Below are 24,386 nucleotides of genomic sequence, written 5' to 3' on the forward strand. Positions count from 1 at the left end.
AACGCGATTTATTAAGATAGCTGCTGCAGGATTTCGCGATAAATCGCATTGAGCGTTACAGTTTTTTCGACGCCGCCACGCTTGACGGCCTCCTTGGGCATGCCGTACACCACGCAGCTGGCCTCGTCCTGCGCCACGGTGCGCGCGCCGGCCTTGAGCATCTCCAGCATGCCGGCGGCGCCGTCGTCGCCCATGCCCGTCATGATCACCCCCAGCGCGTTGGCGCCGGCCGCGCGCGCCGTGGAGCGGAACAGCACATCGACCGACGGCCGGTGGCGGTTGACCAGCGGACCGTCGATCACCTCGACGAAGTACTGCGCGCCGGTGCGGCGCAGCAGCATGTGCTTGCCGCCAGGCGCGATCAGCACCTGGCCCTGCAGCACGCGGTCGTTGTTGGCCGCTTCCTTGACCCGCACCTGGCACACGCTGTCGAGGCGCGCGGCGAAGGCGGCGGTGAATTTCTCCGGCATGTGCTGCACCACCACGATGCCGGGACAGACGCGCGGCAGCGATGTCAGCACCTCCTCCAGCGCCTGCGTGCCGCCGGTGGAGGTACCGATCGCCACCACGCGCTCGGTGGTGGCGGTCATCGGCCTGGCGTCGGCCGGCGGCAGCACGGCGTCCGCATTGAGCTTGGCGGCCACCGGCGGCGCCGGCGTCCGCCCCGCCAGCCTGCCGACGCGCGCGCCGGCGGCCGCCCGCACGGCCGACACCAGTTCGTCGGCGCTGTCGTGCAGGAACTGCTTGAGGTCCAGGCGCGGCTTGGTGATGATGGCCACCGCGCCGGCGCCGAGCGCCTCGACCGACGTCTGCGCGCCCTTCTCCGTCAGGGTCGAACAGATCACCACCGGCGTCGGCCGCTCGGCCATGATCTTGCGCAGGAAGGTGATGCCGTCCATCTTGGGCATCTCGACATCGAGCACGATCACGTCCGGCCACTGCACCTTCATGCGCTCCATCGCCAGCAGCGGATTGGCCACCGCGTAGCTGACGGTGATGCCGGGCGAGGCGTTGAGCAAGCCGCTGAGGACCTGCCGCACCACGGCCGAATCGTCGACGATCATCACGTTAATTTCACTCATGCGTTTTCCCTGGCGCGGGCGGTTGCCGGTTCCGGCGGAATCTGGCGGCTCAACACCTCGCCGCTGCGGATGGTGAAGATCAGTTGGCGGTGTCCTTCGCCGAACAGGCTTTCGGACACCACGTGGATGCCGTGCTTGTGCAGCATCCGGCGCGCGAAGTCGCCGTTCTGCTGGCCGATGTCGCGCACCTTGTCGCTGCGCGGGAACATGGCGCCGCCGCCGAAGATCTTGGCCTGGCAGCGGCCCGGCTCCACGCCGTGGCGTGCCAGCCCGTCGAGCAGCAGGCGCATCGCGTCGTCGCCGTACATGCCGGGTTTCTCGTGCGCTTTCCGATGCGCGGTGCCCGGCAGCAGAAAGTGCGACATGGCGCCGATGCGCAGCGACGGATGCCACAGCGTGACCGAGACGCAGGACCCCAGCAGCGTGCGTACGCGATAGCGCTCGTCGCCGACGAAATAATCGCCGGGCATGAGGAAAATATCGGTGAATGTCGAATCGGGCATGGCGCTCGCTCAAGCCTTCCTGTAGATCGACGGCGCCACGACGGTCATCGTGTCGTTGATGTCGTTCAGCGTTTCGGAGTGGCCGATCAGGAAGTAGCCGCCGGGGCGCAGTTGCGACAACAGCCGCGACACCACCTGGCGCTTGGTCTCCAGATTAAAGTAGATCATCACGTTACGCAGGAAGATCACATCGAAGCAGCCGATCTTGGGCAGCGGCTCGTTCAGGTTCACCTGCTGGAACTGGACGCGCTGGCGCAGCGAGCGGTCGATCAGCATGGTGCCCGCCTCGCTGCCCTGGCCCTTCAGGCAAAAGCGTTTGAGGTAATCCTGCGGCATCTGGCTGGCGCGCTCCATCGGATAGTGGCCGCTGCGGGCGCGCTGCAGCACGCGCATGCTGATGTCCGTGCCCAGCACCTCCCAGGCGGCATCGCCCAGCACGTCGGCCAGCACCATCGCGATGCTGTAGACCTCCTCGCCGCTGGAGCTGGCGGCGCTCCACACGCGCATGGTCTGGCGCTTCTCGCGGGCGTCGACGGCCAGGTCGCGCAGCAGCGAGAAGTGCTTCGGCTCGCGGAAAAAATACGTTTCGTTGGTGGTCAGCAGGTCGACCGCCATCTGCAGCTCGGAGGGGTCCGAGCGGCTCTCGAGCAGGCGCAGATAATCGCTGTAGCTATCGAGCTGGTGATGCGCCAGGCGCTTGGCCAGACGGCCGCTGACCAGCGCCTGCTTACCGTTGGACATGGTGATGCCGGCGGCGTCGTAGATGAAGCGCTGGAACTGCATGAACTCACGGTCGGAAATGGCTACCAAAGGCATGATGCGTCACAATCAAAAAACTCTGAATAATCAGGAAAGCAGCGGCGTGGATACGGCGTCGGCGCCGCCGCGCATCATCTCCACCACCTCCGCCGTCGACAGCACGCGGTCGATCGCCATCAGGATGACGAACTTGCCATTGACCTTGCCGATGCCGCCGATGAAGTCGGGGCGGATGCGGGTGCCGAACGACGGTGCCGGCTCGATATCGCCGGCGGCGATCTCCACCACCGCGTTGACGGCGTCGACCAGCATGCCGAGCACCTGCTTGCCCTCGCCGCCGGCGCCCTCGACCTCCACGATGACGATGCAACTGCGCTTGGTGATGGCGCTGGGGGCGCGGCCGAAGCGCGCCGACAAATCCATCACCGGCACCACCGCGCCGCGCAGGTTGATCACGCCGCGCACGCACGCCGGCATCATCGGCACGGTGGCCAGGCTGCCGTACTCGATGATCTCCTTGATGTGCAGGATGCCGACGGCGAACTGCTCCTCGGCCAGCATGAAGGTCAGGTACTGGCTGGGCAGCGCGGCCCCGCTTTGCAGCGCGGCGATCGCCCTGCTGCCGTAGGTGACGATGTTGTTGGCCGCCGGGGCGGCCGCTTGGTTAGCCATGTGCATATGTCTCCTCGTTTCACTAGGCGGCCAGCGCCACCGTGCCTTTGCCGCCGACGGCCTGCATCAGCGCGGCCACGTCCAGGATCAACGCCACCTCGCCGCTGCCAAGGATGGTCGATCCGCTGATGCATTTGACCTCGCTGAACATGGGGCTGAGCGGCTTGATGACGGTCTGGAATTCGCCCAGCAGCGTATCGACCACCAGGCCGGCACGCGTGTTGCCCAGCTTGAGCACGACGATGCTCTCGCGCCGCGTGGCCGCGCCGTCGATGCGGAACAGCGAGCGCAGACGGATGAAGGGCAGCACCTGGCCGCGCAGGTTGCAGTAATCCTGTCCCGGCTCGGTGGCGAACTCGATGCACTCCTCGATCATGTCGAGCGGGATGACGAACACCGAGCCGCCGACCTGCACCAGGAAGCCGTCGATGATGGCCAAGGTCAGCGGCAGGCGCACGGTGACGGTGGTGCCGGCGCCCTCCCGGCTGCCGACGTCGACGCTGCCGCGCAGCGCCGTGATGTTGCGCTTGACGACATCCATGCCGACCCCGCGCCCGGACAGGTTGGTGATTTTTTCCGCCGTCGAGAATCCGGCCTCGAAGATCAGGTTATAGATTTCGGAATCGGTCAGTTTGCGCTCCGGGTCGACCAGCCCGCGCTCGACCGCCTTGGCCAGGATCTTCTCCTTACGCAGGCCGCCGCCGTCGTCGCTCACCTCGATGACGATGCTGCCCGATTCGTGGAAGGCGTTCAGCTTGATCATGCCCTTGGCCGGCTTGCCGGCCGCGATGCGCACATCGGCCGGCTCGATGCCATGGTCCATGGCGTTGCGCACCAGGTGCATCAGCGGATCGCCGATCTTCTCCACCACGGTCTTGTCGAGCTCCGAATCCTCGCCGTCGACCATCAGGCCGATGTCCTTGCCCAACTCGCGCGCGACGTCGTGCACCACGCGCTGGAAGCGGTTGAAGGTGGCGCCGATCTTCACCATGCGCAGCTCGAGCGCGGCGTCGCGCACCTCCTCCACCAGCCCCGATAGGGTCGACGTGCACTCCTGCAGATCGGTGTTGTGTATCTGCTGGCCGATCATGCTGGCGCGCGCGCCGGCGATGATCAACTCGCCCACCAGGTCGATCAGGCGATCGAGCTTGTCGGAGTCGACGCGGATCGAACGGCTCTCCTGCGCCTTCTGTTCGACCACCTGCTTCTGCTTGGCCAGCGCCGCCTCCACCACCACCGGCGGCACGTTGCCGGCGGCGACCAGGATGCTGCCCAGGCGCGGGGTCGGCTCGTCCTCGCCCTTGGCCTCGTTGTTGGATTGCTGTTGCAGCGCGCCTTGCAGTTCGGAGGCGGTGACGCTGCCGCACATCACCAGTATCTCGCCCAGGCGCGCCGGCAGCTCCGGCAGGGCGCGGATCAGATCCACGTACTGCGACACCTTGCTGTGCGGCGGGATGATGCGGATCTCGCAATCGTCCTGCACGAACTCGAACACGCCGACGATGGCCTCGCGGTCGGCGTTGCTGTCGAAGGCGATTTCAAAACCCAGGTAGCACAGCTCCGCGTCCATTTCCTCGGCCGCCGGCAGCGCGTCGGGAACGGTGGCGATGCCGACGATCTTGCCCAGCTTGGCCAGATAGCGCAGGAACGCGATCGGGTCCATCCCGTTCTGCAGCACGCCGCGGCCGAAGCGCAGCGAGATATGCCAGTAGTCGCTGTCGCCGGCCACCTTGTCGATGCGCTCGACGCCGGGCTCCGGGCGCACCGTCAGCGACTGCGCGGGCGCGGCGGCCTGGCCCTGCCCGGCCTCGCCGTGGCCGCCCGACATGTGTTGGCGCAGCTGGTGCAGCAGCATCTCGCCTTCCGGCGCGGTGTCGGGATCGGCCTCCAGCCGGCCGGCCGCCAGCGCGTCGGTCATGCCGGACAAATAGTCGCAACAGGACAGCAGCAGCACGATCATTTGGTCGTTGAGCACCACGCGTCCGTCGCGCACCTCGTCGAGCAGGCTTTCCACCACGTGGGTGAAGGCGACGATGTGATCGAGGCTGAACAAGCCGGCCGAGCCCTTGATGGTGTGGGCGGCGCGGAAGATGGCGTTGATCGCCTCGCCCTGGTCGCCGTCGATGTCGATGTTGAGCAGCGCGTTCTCCATGTCTTCCAGGAGTTCGCGGCTTTCGGTGATAAAGGTCTGTAGCGCTTCGTCCAGGTTCATGACGGGCCCTCGATGAAAAATTAGCTGTGGATCAGCAGGGCGTCGCCGAAGAAGGCGCCCAGGTTGAGCATTTCGACGATCTCGACGACCGCGGGGCTGTGGTTCAGCAGGCGCAGTTCGCGCTTGTCGGCGGCGGCGGTGTTCTTGGCCAGCATCAGCACCTGCAGGCCGGCCGTATCGAGTTCGGTGACGCCGGACAGATCGACCTCCAGCACGCGCGACTTGCGCAGCGCCTCCAGCACGGTGACCTTCAGATCGGCGGCGCGGTAGATCGTCAGCTCGCCGTCGATGGCGATGCGGGTGACCTCATTGGCGTCACCGTGGTCGGAGTCTTGGGACATGCGGATCTCTCCTGGCGAATGGACGGAATCGGACAGTGGTCGAACGGGATCGCGGCAAGGCTCAAGGCAGCACCAGCTTGGCGACGGCGCCAAGCAGCACTTCGGGCTTGAACGGCTTGACCACCCACGCCTTGGCGCCGGCGGCCTTGCCCTCCTCCTTCTTGCCCTCCTGCGACTCGGTGGTGAGCATGATGACCGGCGTGAAGCGGTAGTTCGGCAGCTGCTTGAACTCCTTGACGAAGGTGATGCCGTCCATATTGGGCATGTTCACGTCGCACACCACCAGGTGGATCTTCTGGCCGGTGCATTTGGACAGCGCATCGACGCCGTCGCGGCCCTCGATGACGTCGTAGCCCGCGCCCTTGAGCGCGATGCCCACCACCTGGCGCAAAGATGCGGAATCGTCGACCACCATAATCGTTTTTGCCATGTTCTATCTACCTTGTTGTCTACCAGTGGTTCAGAAAAAAGTGATCTCGTCGGCTTCGGCGGCGGCCGGCGCGGCGTGCTTCGAGCCGCTGTGCACCGCGTGCTCCTCGGCCATCGCATAGGTCTTTTGCAGCTCCTGCAGCAGCGGCGCCGGATCGAGCGGCTCGAGCACGCGTTCGGCCTGGTAGCGGCCGCGGTTTTCGCGCAGCAGCGCCGGCAGCAGTTCCATGTTCTCGCGCACGTGCGCCATCACCTGGCTGACGCGGTCCTGGAACTGCAGCTGCACCAGCGCCTGGCCCACCTCGCCCTGGATGCCGATGCTTTCCTGCTTGAGCAGTTCGGACGACTGCACCAGCGCGTCGGTCATCGCGCGGAAGTCGGCCAGCACGGTTTCGATCATGCCCTCGGCCGATTGCATCGAGCGGTCTTCCTGCTCGCTCGACTGCTCGGCCGCCTGGCTGGCGGCGAGGATCGCGCTGCTGATCAAGCCGACCCGGTTGGAGATGTTGCGGCCCGTCTCGGCCGAGCGGCTCGACAGGTTGCGCACCTCCTGCGCCACCACCGCGAAGCCGCGTCCCGCCGGCCCCGCGCGCGCCGCCTCGATGGCGGCGTTGAGCGCCAGCAGATTGGTTTGCGCGGCGATGCTGGCCACGCCCTCGGCCATGTCGCGCAGCTCGCGGGTGAAGCGTTCCAGGTCCTTGATCTGCGCCAGCATCGAGTGCTTGGACGCCATCGCCGATTTCATCGACGTCACCACGGAGCCAAGCTGCGACTGGCTGTGCGCGAACACCTCGGTCATCGACGGCGCGCCCTTGTCGCCCTCCAGGCTGGCGGCGTGCAGCGCGTTGTCGAGCTTATCGACGATGCTGGAAAAACGCCCGGCCAGGTCGGCCACGGCTTCCTCCATCTGCGTGCGGGAGTTTTCGATATGGCGGCACCAGATCGGCAGCACGGCGTCGCCGAAGCGTTCGCGCCCGTCGAGATACTGGTCGATCATCGGCGCGCCGCCGCCACCGTCCGTGGCGCTGCGGCCGAACGCGCACCAGGCGGCGGCGCCCAGTAGCAGCGCGGCCCACAGCACCGTGTACCAGCCCCACGCGCCCCAACCGGCGGCCATCGTCCCCACCGCGCCGGCGCCGGCCAGCGCGAACGGCACCACCACGCCCCTGTCCAATACAACCGAATCTGTCTTCACCAAACCCCACCTCGCTGAGCGCTCGAAGGCGCGCCGATGGGTGCGCCTGAAGGTCCAACTCTATCGCACTTGAACGGCGTTTGTTCCCATAAAGTTTAAATCCGATAGGCCGATTGCAACATCCTGTTGCACCTACGCAACCACAAACGGAGCCTTATGGAGACTAGCAAAACGGTACTTTCGCGCGGACCGCTGCGGGGGTGGCGAACTCGACAATCTTTAACTTTCGATGTAAATTGGCAAGGTTGCACAGCTGCCATGACAGCGTCGCACCCCTCACTCAATCAAAGGAAGAAAATGAAACAATATGGCGCGGAATTTTTTGGAACGTTTTGGCTCGTGCTCGGCGGCTGCGGCAGCGCGGTGCTGGCGGCGGCCTTTCCCGGTGTCGGCATCGGCCTGCTGGGCGTGTCGCTGGCCTTCGGCCTGACGGTGTTGACGATGGCGTACGCCATCGGCCACATCTCCGGCTGCCACCTCAATCCGGCGGTGTCGATCGGCCTGTGGGCCGGCGGCCGCTTCCCGGCCAATAAGCTGCTGCCGTATATCGTGGCGCAGGTGCTCGGCGCGATCGTCGCCGGCGGCGTGCTGTACGTGATCGCCTCCGGCAAGGCCGGCTTCGACGTGGCCGGCGGCTTCGCCTCCAACGGCTACGGCGCGCACTCGCCGGGCGGCTACTCGCTGACGGCCGCGCTGGTGACCGAGGTCGTGATGACGATGATGTTCTTGCTGATCATCCTGGGCGCGACCGACGAACGCGCGCCGAAGGGTTTCGCGCCGCTGCCGATCGGCCTGGGGCTGACCCTGATCCACCTGATCAGCATCCCGGTCACCAACACCTCCGTCAACCCGGCGCGCAGCACCGGCGTGGCGCTGTACGTCGGCGACTGGGCCACCGCGCAGTTGTGGGTGTTCTGGGTCGCGCCGATCGCCGGCGCGCTGCTGGGCGCGGCCATCTACCGCTTCATCGGCAAGCCCGAAGCGAAGTAATCGCGCCTTGCGGTCCGGCCGGACCGCAAGACGAAAAAAAAGCGCCCCATGGGGCGCTTTTTCCGAGACCGCGATGCGGTCTTTATTTTTTCATGCCGGTGATTTTGTTCTGGCCATCGACGAACACGATCTTCGGCGTGTAGCCGGCGATCTGCTCTTCGGTCATCGGTGCGTAGGTGCAGATGATCAGCAGGTCGCCCAGGTGCGCCTTGCGGGCCGCCGCGCCGTTGAGCGAAATCTCGCCGGTGCCGCGCAGGCCGGGAATCGCGTAGGTCGCGAAACGCTCGCCGTTGTTCACGTTATACAGATCGATATGCTCGTTCGGCAGGATATCGGCCGCCTCCAGCAGATCCATGTCGATACCGCAGGAACCCTCGTAGTTCAGATCCGCCTGCGTGACCGTAACCCGGTGCAGCTTGGCACGCAGCATAACTCGTTGCATAGACATCTTCTTCATCCCTCGATTAATGATCATTCAAGCTTGCCAAAGTGTCTTTGCGGGACCCGGTGCAATGCGAGGGCGATATCATATCACTAGCCGGACTCAGGCGGCGATTTAGCCCCTACTTCGTCGGCACCGGCGTGAAGTTCAGGTCGCGGAAGTCGTAGCTGAAGTCCGTCTCGGCCGAAATCGGCGCCATCTTCATGCGCTCGATGCTGCCGTCCGGGTTGAGCGCGAACGTGACATAGGCGTCGGCGTTGAAGCTGCGCTCCTTCCAGCGCACGATGAAGGTGTCATGCTGGAAGTGCTCCAGCTCCCCCGTCAGGTCCGGCGTGCGGCCAAAGCGCATGATGCGTTTGCCGCCCTCGGCGGCTATCGTCACCTTGCCATACCACGGGTCCTCGTAGGCGCCGTCGTAGGACGCCAGCGGCAGCGACGGCGACGACCGGGCCGCGCGCGCCGTGCGCTCCTTGCCCTGCCGTTCCAGCTCCTCCTTGTGGGCCGCCGCCTCCTGCGCCGCGTACAGCGCGATCCAGTCGCTGGCCGGCACGTTCAGATACTGGTCGAGGATGCGCCAGTACAGCGCCGCCATCGCCGGGCCGTTTTCGGCGTTGGTGAGGATGGCGATGCCCAGTTTTTCCTCGGGCACCATCAGCACCGTCGAATAGAAGCCGACCAGCGCGCCGCCGTGCATGGCGATCTTGCGGCCCTTGTAGTCGCGCAGGTTGAAACCCAGGCCGTAGGCGGCGAACTGCGGCTTGGTCGCCGCCAGCGCCGGTTTCGGTTCGCGGATGCGCATCGGCGTTTGCTGGGTCCACATCTCGGCCAATTGCTTGGCGCTGATCAGCTGCTTGCCGCCCGCCGTCTTGCCGTCATTGAGCAGCAACGTCATCCAGCGCGCGACATCTTCCGCGCTGGTGTTGATGCCCACCGCGCCGACCGCGTTCGGCACCGGGATCGGCTTGACCGCCACCGCCTTGTCATTGACCTTGCTGTGCGGCGCCGCGTGGTCGGCGCTGGCCAGCATCGCCGCCTGGCTGGTGGTGGTGCCGTCCATGCCCAGCGGCGTCAGGATGCGGTCGCGGATGGCGTCGCCCCACGGCTTGCCGTCCTTCTCGGCGATGATCTTGCCGGCGGCGATGTACAGCAGGTTGTCGTAGGCGTAGCTGTTGCGGAAGCTGGTGGCCGGCTTGATGTAGCGCAGCCGCGAAATGATCTCGTCGGTGCTGAAACTGGTGGTCGGCCACCACAGCAAATCGCCGGCGCCCAGTCCCAGGCCGCTGCGGTGCGTGAGCAGGTCGCGCACCGTCATCGCCCCGGTGACGTAGGCGTCGTACATCTGGAAGCCCGGCAGGTGCTTGGTGACCGGATCGTCCCAGGCGATCTTGCCCTCGTCGACCAGCATCGCCAGCGCGGCGGCGGTGAAGGCCTTGGAGTTGGAGGCCACCTCGAACAGCGTTTTGCCGTCGACCGCCTGGGGTTCGCCCAGCTTGCGCACGCCGTAGCCCTTGGTCGCGACCACCTTGCCATCCTTGACGATGGCGATGGCGATGCCCGGCACGTCGAAGGTCTTGAGGACCCGGTTGACGTCGGCGTCGAGGTTGAAGGCGGGGACCGCCGCCGGCGCGGCGGCGGTGTCGGTGGCGGCGAGGGGAGCGGCGAGGGGGGCGGCAAACGCCGTGCCCAACGCGGCCATCAGCGCGGCCCCGGCGAAAGTGCGGTTGAATGTCATCAGCGGTTAATCTTGAATTGTTTATCGACCGACGCCTGGGTGACGGGATGATAATGTTCGCGCGCCTTGGCGTAGACGGCGCGCGCCCAGTCCTTGTCGGCCGGGTTTTTCAGCAGCGCCGAATACAGCGGCACGACGAACTTCTGCCGGCCCACGCTCATGAGGAACTTGTTGAGCGGCTCGCGCACGTTGTAGCCCGCCTTGATGGAGCCCAGGTAGAAGCGGTACGCGATCTCGTTGTTGCCGCTCTTGCCCAGGCCGAAGGTCTGGTCCAGCTCCCGCATCTGCTCGGCGCTGGCCTTGCCCTCGATATCGTTCAGGAAGTGCATCCACTCGAGCGCGATCCAATCCTTGCCGCCCAAATCGGCGGTGGGCAGCTCGCCCTTGAGCCACGCGGCGCGTTGCGCGTCGAGCGCGGCCAGGCGCGGCGAGGCCGCGCGCGCGGCGCTGGCGGGGATGCCGGGGCCGTACAGCCACTCCTCCAGCTCCGCCTGCGGCATGTACTCGGGGTGGGCGTCGAGCAGGTTCTTTTTCAGGTAGTCGACGAATTCCTCGGTGGTGGCGGACTTGAACGCGTGCTGGTCGAACCAGCCGCGCAGGAAGGGATCGAACACCTCGCGCCCGGCGCGCTGCTCGATGGTGCGCAGGAACCAGGCGCCCTTCGGATAAATCAGGCCGCCGTCGGCGTAGGTCGACGGATCGGTGTCCGGGCCGCGCGAGGACAAGGCCTGCTTGGAGGCCGGCACCGTCAGCAGCGACACCAGCGCCTCCTCCTGCTCGACCTGCAGGTTCATCTCGGCGATCTCCGGGCCGTAGATCTTTTCGACGATGCGGGTGGTGACGTAGGTGGTGAAGCCCTCGTTGAGCCACATGTGCTTCCACGAGGCGTTGGTCACCAGGTTGCCGGACCACGAGTGCGCCAGTTCGTGGGCGATCAGGTCGACCAGGCTGCGGTCGCCGGCGATCATGGTCGGCGTGAGGAAGGTCAGGCGCGGGTTTTCCATGCCGCCGTACGGGAACGACGGCGGCAGCACGATCATGTCGTAGCGCTCCCACCGGTATGGGCCGTACAGGCTCTCGGCGGCGTTGATCATCTTCTCGGTGTCGGCCAGCTCGCTGGCGGCGGCCTCGATGCGGGCCGGTTCGGCGTAGACCGCCGAGCGCGGACCGAGCTTGCGCACCTCGATCTCGCCGATGGCGATGGCCAGCAGGTACGATGGAATCGGCTGCGCCATCTTGAACTTCCAGCCGCCGTCGCCGGTGGCGGCGGGGTCGTTGTCGGCGCTCATCAGCACGCGCAGGCCGGCCGGCGCGTCGATGCGGGCGCTGTAGGTGAAGCGCACGGCCGGCGTGTCCTGCACCGGCGCCCACGAGCGGGCGTTGATGTCCTGCGACTGGCTGAACATGAACGGACGCTTGCCCGACATGGTCTGCGCCGGCGACATCCATTGCAGCGCGGCGGCCGACGGCGCGGTGCGGTAGTAGACGCGCACCTTCTGCGGCTGGAACGGCAGCGCGATGCGCAGCGCCCGGCCCTTCTGCACATCGAGCTTGTCGAGCATGAAGGAGGCCGGGGTCCAGCGGCCGTTCGGGTTGAGCACCTGCACCTTGGCGATACTCAGTTCGTTCGTGTCGAGCACCAGGGTGCGGGCCGACTTGTCGATCCAGTTCAAGGTCAGCTCGGCGTAGCCGCCCAGCGTCTTGCGGCCGAAATCGGCCTTCAGGTCCAGATACAGGTCGCTGGTGCGGACCTGATCGTAGCGCGCGTAGCTCAGCGGATCGGCGTGGGCGGCGAGCGACATCAGTGCGGTAAGCACCAACGCGGACAGTGTCTTCTTGATAGCCATGGTGATCTTTTCAATGTTGGTCTGAAGCGCGATGCAGAATATCACAGCCATGTATCAGGGATGTGTACGGACCCACCGCGCGCGGCCGATGTTTCGCCGAACGGCTGTGTTAGAATACGGGCCGTAATTGGGGAGTAGTCGGCCCGCGCCGCCCGGTGCGGGAACCTGTGTCAACATAATCGGTCCGCAGACCGTGGTGCAGGTGGTTGAAAAACTTGACGAGACCATGATCGAGGGGCGGCCATGATGGGCCGGAGTCGCGCCTGGATCATTGGTTAATCGTATCCGGCCCGCGTACCTCACACATCCTCATGGAAGCATTCCTCGTCTCCACCGGCATCGTCGCTCTCGCGGAAATCGGTGACAAAACCCAGCTGCTCGCCTTCGTCCTGGCGGCCAAATTCCGCCGTCCCTTGCCGATCATCGCCGCCATCTTCGTCGCCACCGTCGCCAACCACGCGTTCGCGGCGGCCATCGGCACCTGGATCACGGGGCTGCTGGGTCCCGACACGCTGCGCTGGGTGCTGGGCGCCTCGTTCCTGGCGATGGCCGTATGGACCTTGGTGCCGGACAAGCTGGACGACGAGGACACCAAGCTGGCCCGCTACGGCGTGTTCCTGACCACGCTGATCGCCTTCTTCGTCGCCGAGATGGGCGACAAGACGCAGGTGGCCACGGTGGCGCTGGCGGCGCGTTACGACGCGTTGATCGCGGTCGTCTGCGGCACCACGCTGGGCATGATGATCGCCAACGTACCGGCGGTGTACCTGGGCGACAGGATCGCCGGGCGCGTCTCGCTCAAGCTGGTGCACGGCATCGCCGCCGCCGTCTTCGCGCTGCTCGGCGTGGCGACCCTGCTGGGCGCCGGCGCCCGCCTCGGCATCTAACCCCGGGGGTCAAGTCTAACATTCATACACGGCCTCAGCCATGGCCGCGCTTTTTAGGATGGGGCCGTGTACGATTGTTAGACTTGACCCCACGGAGATGTTTGTTACTGCGCGATAAGGCTGACGTCGTCGATCAGGAAGGCCGTCGATACCGTCGAACCCTCCACTCCTTCGAAGTAGATGCGCACCGTCTGGCCCTTGTAGGCCGACAGGTCGAAGCTCTTCTGCGCATAGACGGTGCCCTTGTTCAGGTTCGAGTACGTCGCCAGCGTGCCCAGGACGGCGTTGGCCGTGCTGCGCACCTGCACCTTCAGCGTGTCGTAGGCGGTGGTGGTGGTGGTTTCGCTGGAGACCACCTTCAGCCAGAACGACAGGTTGGCGCTGGTGGCCGACGACGGAATCGTCACCGTCTGGTACAGCGTGTCGGTGTGCGCGCTGCCGTATCCGTCCAGCCAGGCCTTGTAGCTGCCGCCATGCCCGGCCTGCCCCGAATCGGACGTGATCACGCCGGACGTCGCCGTCCAAGACGCGGCGCCCGATTCGAATCCGCCGTTGACGATCAGCTCCGTCGCCGCCGGCGGCGTGGTGCCGCCGCCGCTGCCCTGCGTGACCCAGATCGGCGCCGACCACAGGATGTTGCCATCGTTCTGCGTCACCTTGGCGTAGTAGAAATGCTCGCCGGCCGCCGGCGTGATCGTGGTGCTGGCGGTGGCGGACAGTTGCGTCACCGTGCCGTTGCGGCCCGGTACACCTTCGTAGATCTTCACCGCCGATACCGTCTTGCCGCCGCTGCTGGCGAAGTTGGCGACCAGGTTCAGCGTGCCGCTGTTGCTGAAGCGCTCACCCATCACGTGGCCATTGGCGGTCAGGATCAGCTGCGAGCTCTTGTCCATCGTCGCGAACACGCGGCGCGCCTTGATCGCGGCGATCATGCTGGCCGACGACAACGCCGTGCCGGTCGGGATCAGCACCCCGGTGCGGTTGGTGTACGAGGCGCCCCAGTTGGCGCAGTGGTTGTCCTGGTCGGTGGAGAAGGCCACGTGGTACCCCGCCTCCAACGCCTTGTTGCAGGCGCCCTCGTAGGTGCTGCGGCTGGTCTCGGTCTCGCTGGTGTTGGTCGAGAAGGCGGACGTGTTGAGCACCTCGCACAGGGCCATGGCCTGGTCGCCGTCCGCCGTGAAGCCGAACGGCGTGCCGTTGACCAGGAACTGGCCGGAGCTGTCCGGGTGGTTGAACTGGCCCACCCAGCCGCGCTGGCGCATGAGCGTGTAGATGGCGGCGTAGTCGTTCTTCGGCGTCAGCGTGTCGGCGATCAGCTGGCCGGCGCTGTTGCTCTCCCAGCCCAGCAACTCGGTGGTGTTGAAGATGTTCATATGACCGCCGTTGTTGATGACGCCCCATTCCAGGCCGTACATCCCCAGGAAGCCCGGGTGCGCGCTGTTGTAGTTCGCCGCCGCCGTCAGGCCGGACTGGAACAAGGCCTTGGCGACCGCCGGATCGGCCGAGGCGTTGGTGCCGTCGGAGCCGTCGTACATGTGATTGTGCTCGGAGGCCATCAGGAAATCGAGCCCCTTGCCCTGCGCGTAGGCATAGGCGTCGGCGGGGCCGAGCGCCGCGCTTTGCGGATTCTGCGCGCCGGTGCAGCTGGCCAGCGGGCCGCCGCCGTCGCTATGGTTGGTCTGGCTGTGCAGATTGCCCAGGTAGATGGTGTACGGCAGCGAGCCGGTCGCCGCCACGGAGTTCACGGTCGCGGCGCCGTCCGCGCCGTCGAGCGTCGCCTGGGTCGTGGCGGCGGCGCCGGGTTTGACTTTGCCGCCGCCGCGCTGGCGCGAGACCGGCAGCGGCGCGAACGCCGGCATCGGCTGCGCCGCGCGCTTGCCGATGCCGATCTCCCAGCTTTGCTCGATCTCGCCGTCGCCGTCGCTGGCGCGCAGCAGCACCTGGTAGACGCCGTCCGACAGGATCACGCCGTCGCCGCGCCCGTCCCAGTCGACGCGCACGTCGACCGGCTTGGCCGCCAGCGCACGCTGGCCCGTCCAGCGCTGCACGGTCACGCCGTCCGGACTGACCACCTCCAGCGTCCAGCTGACCGACTTGGCCTGCTCCAGGAACGGATAATCGAACGACAGCGTGAACGTGCGCGCCTCCGGCAGCTCGGACGTGGCCCTGGCGTCGGCCAGGAACGGCGCGTGCAGCGTCGCCTCGAATTCCTGGTGGTCGGCCTTGGACGCCTGCGCCGCGCCGGCGAAACCGGCGGTCAGCATCAGCGTGTATATCAACTTCGACATCAACTTCGACAGCGGCGCGAACTTGTTCATGTCATCTTCTTTCAGCGGTTGGGAATCCTAAAATTCTGCCAACTATGCATGACGGGAATATGACCGACAAATTCGATTTTTATTGCCTATTGATACATTAAGCCACTAAATTGAGTAAATCATTACGGTAGTTCCTTTCAGGGAATAGCCGGCCGCGCCGGCAGGCGCAGCTCGACCTGGTGGGTCATGCCGGTGTCGACCAGCGCGATCGCCGATTCCTGCTGCGGCACGCCGTCGACCGTCAGCGACGGCACCAAGCCGGCGCCTTCGTCGTGCAGCACGCGGATCACGTACGTCGCCGTCCGATAGCGGTACGTCAGCGTGAAGGTGGTCCAGCCGGCCGGCATGCGCGGCGCCAGCGTCAGTTGCTGCGCGCTGCGCGTCAGGCCCAGTAGCGACTCGATGATCAAGCGGTACATCCAGCCCGACGAGCCGGTGTACCAGCTCCAGCCGCCGCGCCCGACGTGCGGCGCCACCGCATAGACGTCGGCCGTGACCACGTACGGCTCGACCTTGTATTTGGCCGTGCCCTCCGCCGTCCCGCCGTGCATGACCGGATTGATCATGCGCGCCAGCTCCCAAGCCCGCTCGGTGTCGCCCAGGCGGGCGAACGCCATCGCGGTCCAGATGGCGGCGTGGGTGTACTGGCCGCCGTTTTCGCGCACCCCCGGCACGTAGCCGCGGATGTAGCCGGGGTTGGGCCCGGCCTTGTCGAACGGCGGATCGAGCAACTGGATGATGCCCGAATCGCGCCGCACCAGGCGCTGGTTGACCTGCTCCATGGCGCCGCGCACCCGCGCCGGATCGGCGGCGCCCGACAGCACGCCCCAGCTCTGCGAGATCGAATCGATCTGGCATTCCTCGTTGGTGTGCGATCCGAGCGGCGTGCCGTCGTCGAAATAGGCGCGCCGGTACCACTCGCCGTCCCAGGCGTTCAGTTCGACGTTGGCGGCCAGCTTCCTGGCCTCCTCGCGGCACTCGGCGGCGAACACCGTGTCGTCCTTCATGTCGGCGACGTCGGCGAAGCGCTGCAGCACCTCGCACAGGAAGAAGGCCAGCCACACGCTCTCGCCCTTGCCATGCTCGCCCACCTTGTCCATGCCGTCGTTCCAGTCGCAGGAGCCGATCAGCGGCAGGCCGTGCTCGCCGAAGCGCAGGCCATGGCGGATCGCCTGCACGCAGTGCTCGTACAGGGTCCCGCTCTGGCCCGAGCGGCTCGGCATGTCGTAGTAGGAGTCCTCCTCCGGCTTGACGGCGCGGCCCTCCAGGTACGGCAGGCTTTCCTCCAGCACGCTCATGTCGCCGGTGGTGGCGACGTAGCGCCAGGCCCCCAGCGGTAGCCACAGATAATCGTCCGAGCAATGCGTGCGCACGCCGCGGTCCGACGGCGGATGCCACCAGTGCTGCACGTCGCCCTCGATGAACTGGTGCGCGCCGCACAGCAGCAGCTGGTCGCGCAGCAGGTGCGGCTGCGTGTGGATGGTCGCCATCGCGTCCTGCAGCTGGTCGCGGAAGCCGAACGCGCCGCCGGACTGGTAGTAGCCGCTGCGCGCCCAAATCCGGCAGGCGATGGTCTGGTACATCAGCCAGCCGTTGGCGATGACGTCGAGCTCCGGTTCCGGCGTGTCGATGCGCACCGCGCCCAGGGTCTGCTCCCAGTGCGCGTGCACGGCGGCCAGGGCTTCCTGCGCGGCGCCGGCGCTGCGGTGTTTTTGCACCATGCCGCTGGCGTCGGCGTTGCGGCGGCCCGCCACGCCCAGCACGAAGACGATCTCGCGCTCCTGGCCGGGCAGCAGGTCGAACGGCGCCTGGATGGCGGCGCAGGCGTCGAGCCCCGCGCCGACCTTGCCGGACAGGCGCGCGCGGCGCAGCGCCGCCGGCGCCGCCAGCGAGCCGTTACGACCCAGGAATTCGGCACGGTCGCCGGTGATCGAGCGCAGGCTGGCGTCGCAATTGAAGAAGGCGACACGGCCGGTGAACTCGGTGTTGTACGGATTACGCGCGAACATCGCGCCGCTGACCGGATCGACCTCGGTGAGGATATGCATGCCGGACTTGGAACGCATATCGCCCAGCACCCATTCGACATAGCCGGTGACGGTGAGCTTGCGCGCCACCAGCGTATCGTTGCGCACCTTGAGCACCGTGTACTTGATCGGCGCGTCGGTCGAGACGAAGGTGGTCATCTCGGTGGCGATGCCGTTTTCGCTGTGTTCGAACACGCTGTAGCCGAAGCCGTGGCGCGTGACGTAGTCGCCGATGCCGCGCGCGGGCAGCGCGGCGGGCGACCAGAACTCGCCGGTCTGCTCGTCGCGCAGGTAGAAGGCCTCGCCGCTGGCGTCGCTGACCGGATCGTTGTGCCATGGCGTGAGCCGGTATTCATGGGCGTTCTCGTGCCAGGTGTAGGCCTGGCCGCTTTCCGAGATCACACTGCCGAACTGCGGATTGGCCAGCACGTTGGACCATGGCGCCGGTGTGCGCTGGCCCTCGCGGGTGGTGATGACGTATTCGCGGCCGTCCTGCGTGAAGCCGCCGATGCCGTTTTCCAGCATCAGCGCGCGCGCCGGACGGGGCGCCGGAACCGCGTCGCCATAGTCGCCGCGGCCGTCCGCCAGCAACGGCGGCATGCGCATGGTTTGCTGGCCGGGACGCTTGATCTGCTCGGCCAGCGTGCCGCGGCTGTCGCTGAGGATGGCGCGCGCCACCGACTGCAGCAGGATGCGGTCCTCGTTGGAGATCTGGTCGGCCAGGCGCACGAAGATGCCGCCCGGACGGTCGACCGCTTGGGCGTCGATGCCGGAGGCGATCAGGCCCATGATTTGTTCGTGCAGCAGCTGGCGGTAGCCCGACTGGTCCTCGTACCAGATCACCAGGTCGACCACCAGGCCCTTGAGGCGCCAGTAGGCGTGCGCCTGCACCATCTGGCGCACCAGATCGATGTTGGCCGGGTCTTTGATCTGCAACAGCACGATCGGCAGGTCGCCGGAGATGGCGTACGCCCACAGGCCGGACTGGCCGCGATGGTTCTTGACCAGGGTGCCGACGTCGGCGCGCAGCGTGGCGTTCGGATAGATGACCGAATTGGCCAGGCGGCCGTACAACTGCGCGTCCGCCTCGCTGGCGTTGAGCTGGCGCAGCACGACCTGGCTGTGGGTCCAGGCCAGTTCGAACACGCGGTCGGCCAGATGGCGGTCCTGGTATTTGTCGACCAGGTGCAGCGCGGCGTCGCGCTGCTCGGTCATGCCGGTGACGATGTCGACGATGGCCGTCTGGTCGGGCTTGAGCGTGATGGTGTAGCGGATCGCCACCACCGGATCGAGCACCGAACCCTCGGCGCCGCTCAGGGCGCCGCTTTCGAGCAGCGCGCGCGGCGCGGCGGCGGTGTTGCCGCGGCCGAGGAAGCGCGAGCGGTCGGTCTCGTACGACACCGCCACCACCGGCGCGTCGTGCACCGTCATCGAGTGCATCAGCCAAGGCATGGCTTCATCGGCGCCGCGCGGACGGCGCGTGCACAGGATCGCGTGCTCGTCGCGAAGGATCTCGGTTTGCACGAACAGCTTGCTGAACGCGGGGTGGGCGGCGTCCGCCGCCGCCGGCGCCATCACCACCTCGGCGTAGCTGGTCACCTCGATGGTGCGTACGCTGTCGCTCTTGTTGGTGATGCGGGTTCGGCGCAGTTCGATATCGTCTTCCGGCGAGACCACGATCTCGGTGTACAGGTCCAGTCCCCGGTCGGAGCGGCGGAACTCGGCGCGCCCCTCGGAGAAGATCACCTCGTAGTTGCGCGGGTCGACCAGGGTCGGTTGATAGGTGGTGGACCAGAACTGGCCGTCGTCCAGGTCGCGCACGTAGCAGAAGTTGCCCCAGTTGTCGCGGGTGCTGTCCTCGCGCCAGCGCGTCACGGCCAGGTCGCGCCAGCGGCTGTAACTGCCGCCGGCGTTGGTGACCATGACGTGATAGCGGCCGTTCGACAGCAACTGGGTTTCCGGCACCGGTGTGCTGTGCTGGGTGAGCACGCGCATCGGCGCGGCCTGCTGGTCCGGCGCGGCCGAGCGCAGCACCGCCAGGTCGGTGGTGTTGGAGTAGAAGGCGCCGGCCTGCGGGCTGCGCTCCTGCAGCACGAGCAGCGTCGATTGCAGCAGCGGATCGGACTCGAAGCGGCGCTGCATCGGCCGGTCGTGCAGCAGATAGCTCAGCGACAGCAGGCCCATGCCCTGGTGGTGGACCATGAACGAGCGCACCACGGCGAAACTCTGCCCGCGTGGCAGGCGCGCGGCGGTGTAGTCGATCGCCTCGAAGAAACCGTAGCGTCCCATGAAGCCCAGCCCCGCCATCTTCTGCAGGTTCAGGCACGACGCCTCCGGCTGCACCATCAGTCCCATCATGGTGGCGTAAGGCGCGATCACCAGGTCGTCGGCCAGGCCGCGCTTGAGGCCCAGGCCCGGCACGCCGAACGCGCGGTACTGGTAATTGAGGCTGGCGTCGACGGTGTTGTAGCCAGATTCGGAGATCCCCCACGGCACGCCGCGGCGCTTGCCGTAATCGATCTGCGCGTCGATGACGGCGTTGTAGGTCTGGTCGAGCAAGGTGCTCGGATAGTTCGGCATCACCAGCAGCGGCATCAGGTACTCGAACATCGAGCCGCTCCAGGACAGCAGCACCGGCTTGCCGGCGACGATGCACAGCTGGCGGCCCAGCGCGAACCAGTGGTCCTGCGGCAGCTGGCCTTGGGCGATGGCGATGAAGCTGGCCAGGCGCACCTCGGACGCCAGCAGGTCGTAGTAGCTGGCGTCGAGCCGGCGTTCGCTGACGTTGTAGCCGATCGCCAGCAGATTGGTGGTCGGGTTGTACAGGAAGCGGTACTCCATCTGGGCGAACGCGCAACTGCGCTGCGCCAGTTCGGCCAGCACCCGCATGCGCTCATGCGCGGCGGCGCTGCCCTGTTCAAGCAACTGCGCCAATTGCTGCTGGCGCTCGCGCTCGACCGGCGCCAGGTCGGTCAGCGGAATGGCGGCGGTGGCGTTGGCCAGGCTGGCCAGTTCGCGCAGGGTCGGCATGCGCGTCATGCTGGTGTCGAACAGCGTGTCGGCCGACAGGTTGACCCAAGGCGTCAGCAACGCCAGCTCGTCGAGCGCGGCGTGGCTTTGCCGGACCAGCGAAGCGGTCCACATCGCGGCGTCGCCTTGCGGATCGACCTGCGCGTGCAACGCCTCGGCCGCCTGCGCGGCCAGCGTCAGCCACGCGTTCAGCTGCTGCAGGTGGCCGGCGTCGGGCCTGGCGGCCAGCAGCGCCAGCATCGGCGCCAGGTCCAGTGTCGCCGCTTCCGCTTCGGCGCCCTTGGCGGCGAGGGCCGGTGCTGCGCCGTCGGCGCCGGAGGCGTTGGTCACGACGGCGCCGGTGCTGGCGGCCTCGCCGAGCGTCTCCTCCAGCACGCGCACCGTGGCCAGCAGGCCGTCGACGATCTGCGGGCCGACGATCGGCTGCTCGAACATGCCGGTCAGGCCGGGCTGCAACGTCAGCAGGTGGCCGGCCAGATTGCCGCTGTCGACCGTCGAAATATAGATCGGGTGCAGCGGCTTGAGGGTCTGCGTGTCGTACCAGTTGTAGAAGTGGCCCTGGTGGCGCTCCAGCTTATCCATGGCCGCCATCGTGGCGGTGGTGCGCGCGATCAGCTGCGCCACCGTGATGTAGCCGAAGTCGCAGGCGCTCAGGTTGGCCAGCAGCGCCATGCCGATATTGGTCGGCGACGTGCGGTGCGCGATGACCTGCACCGGCTGCTCCTGCATGTTATCGGGCGGCAGCCAGTTGTCGTCCGGGCCGACGAAACGGTCGAAATAGGCCCAGGTGCGGCGCGCCAGTTTGTGCAGGAACACCTGCTGGTCCGGCGACAGCTGCGCGTCCTTGCGTTTGATCGGACGGCTGATCCAGTCCGCCACGGCCGGCGCCACCAGCCACGCCAGCAGGAACAGCGCGGCCGGCGCCAGGCTGGCGGGACGCCAACCGAGCAGCATGCCGCCGATGAACAGCGCCAGCACCGGCGCCGGCCACATGGTCACCCAGGTGCTGGTCTTGCCGGAGGCCGCGCGCGACAGCGCCGAGGCGCGCCACTCGAGCAGGTGGCGGTGCGACACCAGCATGCGGTAGACGCTGCGGGTGATGGCGTCGATGCTGAAGTAGGCCTCGTACGGCAGGAACACCAGCATCAGCATCGCGTGCGAGAACTGCAGGCCGGTGCGGCGCAGCGTGGCGCGCAGGTGCTGGCTCCACAAAGTGTCCTTGGGACGGTGCAGCAGGTCGTGCAGCGCGCTCACGAACGGCGGCAGGAAGATCACGGTCAGCACGGCGCCGGTCCACAGCCACGGGTCGGGCAGCCAGCGCCAGGCGACGATCAGCGACAGCACCAGCGCCGGCGCGGTCAGGCTGCGGCGCAGATTGTCGAACAGCTTCCAGCGCGACAGCAGCGACAGCGGATTTTTCTCGCGCTTGCGGCCCGGTCCCGGCACGCGGCCGAACAGCCAGGAGATCAACTGCCAGTCGCCGCGTATCCAGCGCTGGCGGCGGCTGACGTCGTCGCTGTAGCGGCTCGGGTATTCCTCGTACAGCTGGGCGTCGCTCAGCAGGCCGGCGCGCAGGTAGCAGCCCTCCAGCAGGTCGTGGCTGAGCACCTGGTTGTCGGGCAGCCGGTGTCCCAGCACCTGCTCGAACACGTCGACGTCGTAGATGCCCTTGCCGATGAAGGAGCCTTCCAGGAACACGTCCTGGTAAACGTCGGAGACGGTGCGGGTGTAGGGATCGATGCCCGGTTCGCCGCCACACAGTTTTTCGTAGCGCGAGGCGTTCTCGCTCGGCAGGCTGACGGCCACGCGTGGCTGCAGGATGCCGTAGCCGTCGACCACACAGCCGCGCGCGGCGTCCACGCGCGGGCGGTTCAGCGGATGCATCATGGTGGCGATGAACTGCGCCGCCGCGTCGCGCGGCAGCTGGGTGTCGGTGTCGAGCGTGATGACGTACTTGATGCTTTCGAGCGCGCTGACATCGCCGACGACCAGCGAGAATTTGTCGCGCGCGCCGCCGCGCAGGAAGCGGTTCAGGTCCTGCAGCTTGCCGCGCTTGCGCTCATAGCCCATCCACGCGCCCTCCTGCGGATTCCACAGGCGCGGGCGGTGCATCAGCAGGAACGGGGTGGCCGGCTCGCCGTTCGGATGGAAGGCGTACTTGCGGTTGAGCTGTTCGACGCGGTACGCCATTTGCTCGAGCAGCGCGGCGTCGCCCGGCAAGCTCTCGGCGGGGGCGTCGGCGAAGTCGGTCAACAGGCAAAACACCAGATTGGGATCGCGGTTGGCCAGGAAACGCACCTCCAGCTGCTCGCACAGGTCCTCGATGTTGTCCTTGCTGTAGGCCAGCGTCGGCACCACCACCAGCGCGCGGCCCTCGGCCGGAATGCCACCCTCGAGGTCCATGCGCGGCAGCGGATTGGGATGGGTGATCTGCGTCGTCACCCAGTTCACGAGGCTGAGCGCGAGCTGGCTGCTGCCGAGCAGCGCCAGTACGCCCAGCGCCACCAGCACCGCGCCGTGCACGCCGTGGAAGGAGGCCCGCTCGAGCAGCAGCGCGGTGGCGACGAAGGTGATGGCGGCGATCGCGCCCAGATAGGACGTCAGCGGCGAGGCGCCCGACGTGTGGCGGAACACCTCGCGCCACGGACGGCGCATGCCGGTCTGCTTTTCCAGCGCGGCCAGGCCGCCGCCGATCAGATAAAAGCCGACGTGGCTGTGCCGCTCGTCGCCGCTGTTGGCGTGCGTGACGGCCAGTTGCAAGGCTTGCTGCGCCACCTCCACCTCGGACAGGCGCGAATGCTTGGCGATCTTCTCGACCGAGTGGCGGTAGTTGTCGCGCGTGGCGAACTCCATGCGGCCGTAGACGCCGGCCGGGTCCTGGCGCAGCGTTTGTTCGACCACGCTCATGGTCTCGACGAACTCCTGCCAGTCCATGGTGCCGAGGAAGCGCAGGCTGCCGATGCTGTTGGCGATCGAGACCTGCTCGGCCGCCTGCTGCTGGATCTCGGCCTGGATCTGCTGCTCGATGGTGTGGCCCGATTCGGCCAGGCGGTGCGTGATCCACGACAGCGCCAGGGTCAGCGCCGAGCTTTGGCCCTGCAGGCGGCGCGCCAGTTCGGCCACGAAGGCGCTGGTGATGGGCGGATTGGAGCGGGCCATGTCGGCCACCATCAAAATCAGGCCGCTGGGATTTTTCTCCACCACCTCGGTCATCTGGTCGGCCCAGCTGTTGGCCAGATCGCGGTCGGCGCGGTTGTCGGCCACGCGCACGGCCACGCGGCGCAGGTTCTCGATCAGCGCCAGGCGCAGCATGATGGGAATGGCCCACAACTCGCCCAGCTTGAGCGGTGCGATTTCCTGGTAGGCGTCGACGAAGCGGCACAGCGATTCGGGATCGACGCGGCCGTCGCCGTGCGAGATGATCTCCAGCGCGATCTTGTAGACGCGCGGGCAGCCCTCGGGCGCACCGCGGCTCAGGCGCGGCAGCTCCTTGCTGTAATCCTTGGGCAGGTGGCGGCGGGCGATGCGGATCTGCTCTTCGATCAGGTAGAAGTTATCGAGCAGCCATTCGGACGCCGGCGTGATCTGCCGGCCGGCCTTGACGGCCTCGGTCAATTCGTCGCAGGTGGTGTTGATGAAGTCGGCGTTTTCCGACAGGCGCGAGAGCAACTGGTCGGGACCGCCGCGCGTGCTCAGCTCGTGGTGGGCCGCCAGCGTCTTGCCGTGCGCGCCCATTTGCGCAGCGCTGAACAGCTCGGCGCGCAGCGGCAGGTCTTCGTCATCTTCGTCGGAGACCAGGGAGGCCGTGGTCGATTCGCGGAAGCCGAGCGTCATCTCGGGCAGTAGGGGATTGGACTTTTTCAACTTATACCTCGCTTTATTGCGTGCGAGACGCGGCCGCGCTCCGGCTGAGGGCGCGA

General features: G+C 66.8%; 15 protein-coding genes and 1 riboswitch. Of the genes, 2 read left to right on the forward strand and 13 right to left on the reverse strand.

The annotated features are described in order from the left end of the window. Nucleotides 1-11 precede the first annotated feature (11 nt). From JOD97_RS17205 to JOD97_RS32720, 8 genes are all read right to left on the reverse strand, one after another. Nucleotides 12-1,082, reverse strand: a complete 1,071-nt coding sequence (locus JOD97_RS17205; protein WP_209720604.1) for a chemotaxis response regulator protein-glutamate methylesterase — start codon at nt 1,080-1,082, stop codon at nt 12-14. Beyond that, entirely contained in the window at nt 1,079-1,585 is a 507-nt protein-coding gene (locus JOD97_RS17210) for a chemotaxis protein CheD (RefSeq protein ID WP_209720607.1), read from the reverse strand. Before JOD97_RS17210 ends, JOD97_RS17205 begins: the two co-directional genes overlap by 4 nt. Before the next feature lie 9 nt (nt 1,586-1,594). Then, entirely contained in the window at nt 1,595-2,401 is an 807-nt protein-coding gene (locus JOD97_RS17215; RefSeq protein WP_209720610.1) for a protein-glutamate O-methyltransferase CheR, read from the reverse strand. 30 nt (nt 2,402-2,431) lie between these two features. Beyond that, complete coding sequence (locus JOD97_RS17220) at nt 2,432-3,016, reverse strand: chemotaxis protein CheW (RefSeq protein ID WP_209720613.1); 585 nt, start codon at nt 3,014-3,016, stop codon at nt 2,432-2,434. 22 nt (nt 3,017-3,038) lie between these two features. Beyond that, a complete protein-coding gene (locus tag JOD97_RS17225) occupies nt 3,039-5,228 on the reverse strand; it encodes a chemotaxis protein CheA (RefSeq protein WP_209720616.1) in 2,190 nt (729 codons plus the stop codon). Nucleotides 5,229-5,248: 20 nt separating this feature from the next. Continuing rightward, nucleotides 5,249-5,569, reverse strand: a complete 321-nt coding sequence (locus tag JOD97_RS17230) for a lipid asymmetry maintenance protein MlaB (protein WP_209720618.1) — start codon at nt 5,567-5,569, stop codon at nt 5,249-5,251. Nucleotides 5,570-5,630: 61 nt separating this feature from the next. Continuing rightward, nucleotides 5,631-5,999: a response regulator gene (locus JOD97_RS17235; RefSeq protein ID WP_090325726.1), complete on the reverse strand. Its 369-nt coding sequence runs from the start codon at nt 5,997-5,999 to the stop codon at nt 5,631-5,633. 30 nt (nt 6,000-6,029) lie between these two features. Further along, entirely contained in the window at nt 6,030-7,193 is a 1,164-nt protein-coding gene (locus JOD97_RS32720) for a methyl-accepting chemotaxis protein (protein ID WP_373999881.1), read from the reverse strand. Nucleotides 7,194-7,451: 258 nt separating this feature from the next. Between JOD97_RS32720 and aqpZ the strand changes: the two genes are divergently transcribed. Continuing rightward, nucleotides 7,452-8,183, forward strand: coding sequence for an aquaporin Z (aqpZ, locus tag JOD97_RS17245; RefSeq protein WP_255585564.1), 732 nt, complete (start codon nt 7,452-7,454; stop codon nt 8,181-8,183). Between the two features lie 82 nt (nt 8,184-8,265). Here the strand turns inward: aqpZ and panD are convergent, their stop codons facing one another. The 3 genes from panD to JOD97_RS17260 all read right to left on the reverse strand — a co-directional run bounded on the left by panD (nt 8,266) and on the right by JOD97_RS17260 (nt 12,204). Next, nucleotides 8,266-8,625 carry an aspartate 1-decarboxylase gene (gene panD, locus JOD97_RS17250; RefSeq protein ID WP_209720625.1) on the reverse strand — a complete coding sequence of 120 codons (360 nt, stop codon included), beginning with the start codon at nt 8,623-8,625 and terminating at the stop codon, nt 8,266-8,268. A gap of 121 nt (nt 8,626-8,746) precedes the next feature. Beyond that, the gene (locus JOD97_RS17255) at nt 8,747-10,357 is read right to left on the reverse strand and encodes a serine hydrolase (protein ID WP_229264543.1); all 1,611 of its coding nucleotides are present in this window, start codon (nt 10,355-10,357) and stop codon (nt 8,747-8,749) included. Then, on the reverse strand, nt 10,357-12,204 hold the full coding sequence (locus tag JOD97_RS17260) for a M1 family metallopeptidase (protein ID WP_209720628.1): 1,848 nt from the start codon (nt 12,202-12,204) through the stop codon (nt 10,357-10,359). Before JOD97_RS17260 ends, JOD97_RS17255 begins: the two co-directional genes overlap by 1 nt. Nucleotides 12,205-12,321: 117 nt before the next feature. After that, nucleotides 12,322-12,498: riboswitch (yybP-ykoY riboswitch) on the forward strand. 17 nt (nt 12,499-12,515) lie between these two features. Between JOD97_RS17260 and JOD97_RS17265 the strand changes: the two genes are divergently transcribed. After that, nucleotides 12,516-13,091 carry a TMEM165/GDT1 family protein gene (locus JOD97_RS17265; protein WP_209720631.1) on the forward strand — a complete coding sequence of 192 codons (576 nt, stop codon included), beginning with the start codon at nt 12,516-12,518 and terminating at the stop codon, nt 13,089-13,091. Between the two features lie 104 nt (nt 13,092-13,195). Here JOD97_RS17265 and JOD97_RS17270 read toward each other — a convergent pair whose 3' ends face one another. Both JOD97_RS17270 and JOD97_RS17275 read right to left on the reverse strand, forming a co-directional pair. Next, nucleotides 13,196-15,409: a CehA/McbA family metallohydrolase gene (locus tag JOD97_RS17270; protein ID WP_209720635.1), complete on the reverse strand. Its 2,214-nt coding sequence runs from the start codon at nt 15,407-15,409 to the stop codon at nt 13,196-13,198. A gap of 137 nt (nt 15,410-15,546) precedes the next feature. Next, nucleotides 15,547-24,300 (reverse strand): GH36-type glycosyl hydrolase domain-containing protein, encoded by an 8,754-nt coding sequence (locus JOD97_RS17275; RefSeq protein WP_209722607.1) that lies wholly within the window; start codon nt 24,298-24,300, stop codon nt 15,547-15,549. Nucleotides 24,301-24,386: the final 86 nt, after the last annotated feature.

It is taken from the genome of Duganella sp. 1411 (genome assembly GCF_017833525.1).
In the GTDB taxonomy this organism is placed as follows: Bacteria; Pseudomonadota; Gammaproteobacteria; order Burkholderiales; family Burkholderiaceae_D; genus Rugamonas.

Bases quoted from the DNA above. Each gene is read 5' to 3' on its own strand.
- JOD97_RS17205 (WP_209720604.1), bottom strand. From the start codon at position 1,082: ATGAGTGAAATTAACGTGATGATCGTCGACGATTCGGCCGTGGTGCGG.
- JOD97_RS17210 (WP_209720607.1), bottom strand. From the start codon at position 1,585: ATGCCCGATTCGACATTCACCGATATTTTCCTCATGCCCGGCGATTAT.
- JOD97_RS17215 (WP_209720610.1), bottom strand. From the start codon at position 2,401: ATGCCTTTGGTAGCCATTTCCGACCGTGAGTTCATGCAGTTCCAGCGC.
- JOD97_RS17220 (WP_209720613.1), bottom strand. From the start codon at position 3,016: ATGGCTAACCAAGCGGCCGCCCCGGCGGCCAACAACATCGTCACCTAC.
- JOD97_RS17225 (WP_209720616.1), bottom strand. From the start codon at position 5,228: ATGAACCTGGACGAAGCGCTACAGACCTTTATCACCGAAAGCCGCGAA.
- JOD97_RS17230 (WP_209720618.1), bottom strand. From the start codon at position 5,569: ATGTCCCAAGACTCCGACCACGGTGACGCCAATGAGGTCACCCGCATC.
- JOD97_RS17235 (WP_090325726.1), bottom strand. From the start codon at position 5,999: ATGGCAAAAACGATTATGGTGGTCGACGATTCCGCATCTTTGCGCCAG.
- aqpZ (WP_255585564.1), top strand. From the start codon at position 7,452: ATGACAGCGTCGCACCCCTCACTCAATCAAAGGAAGAAAATGAAACAA.
- panD (WP_209720625.1), bottom strand. From the start codon at position 8,625: ATGCAACGAGTTATGCTGCGTGCCAAGCTGCACCGGGTTACGGTCACG.
- JOD97_RS17255 (WP_229264543.1), bottom strand. From the start codon at position 10,357: ATGACATTCAACCGCACTTTCGCCGGGGCCGCGCTGATGGCCGCGTTG.
- JOD97_RS17260 (WP_209720628.1), bottom strand. From the start codon at position 12,204: ATGGCTATCAAGAAGACACTGTCCGCGTTGGTGCTTACCGCACTGATG.
- JOD97_RS17265 (WP_209720631.1), top strand. From the start codon at position 12,516: ATGGAAGCATTCCTCGTCTCCACCGGCATCGTCGCTCTCGCGGAAATC.
- JOD97_RS17270 (WP_209720635.1), bottom strand. From the start codon at position 15,409: ATGAACAAGTTCGCGCCGCTGTCGAAGTTGATGTCGAAGTTGATATAC.
- JOD97_RS17275 (WP_209722607.1), bottom strand. From the start codon at position 24,300: ATGACGCTCGGCTTCCGCGAATCGACCACGGCCTCCCTGGTCTCCGAC.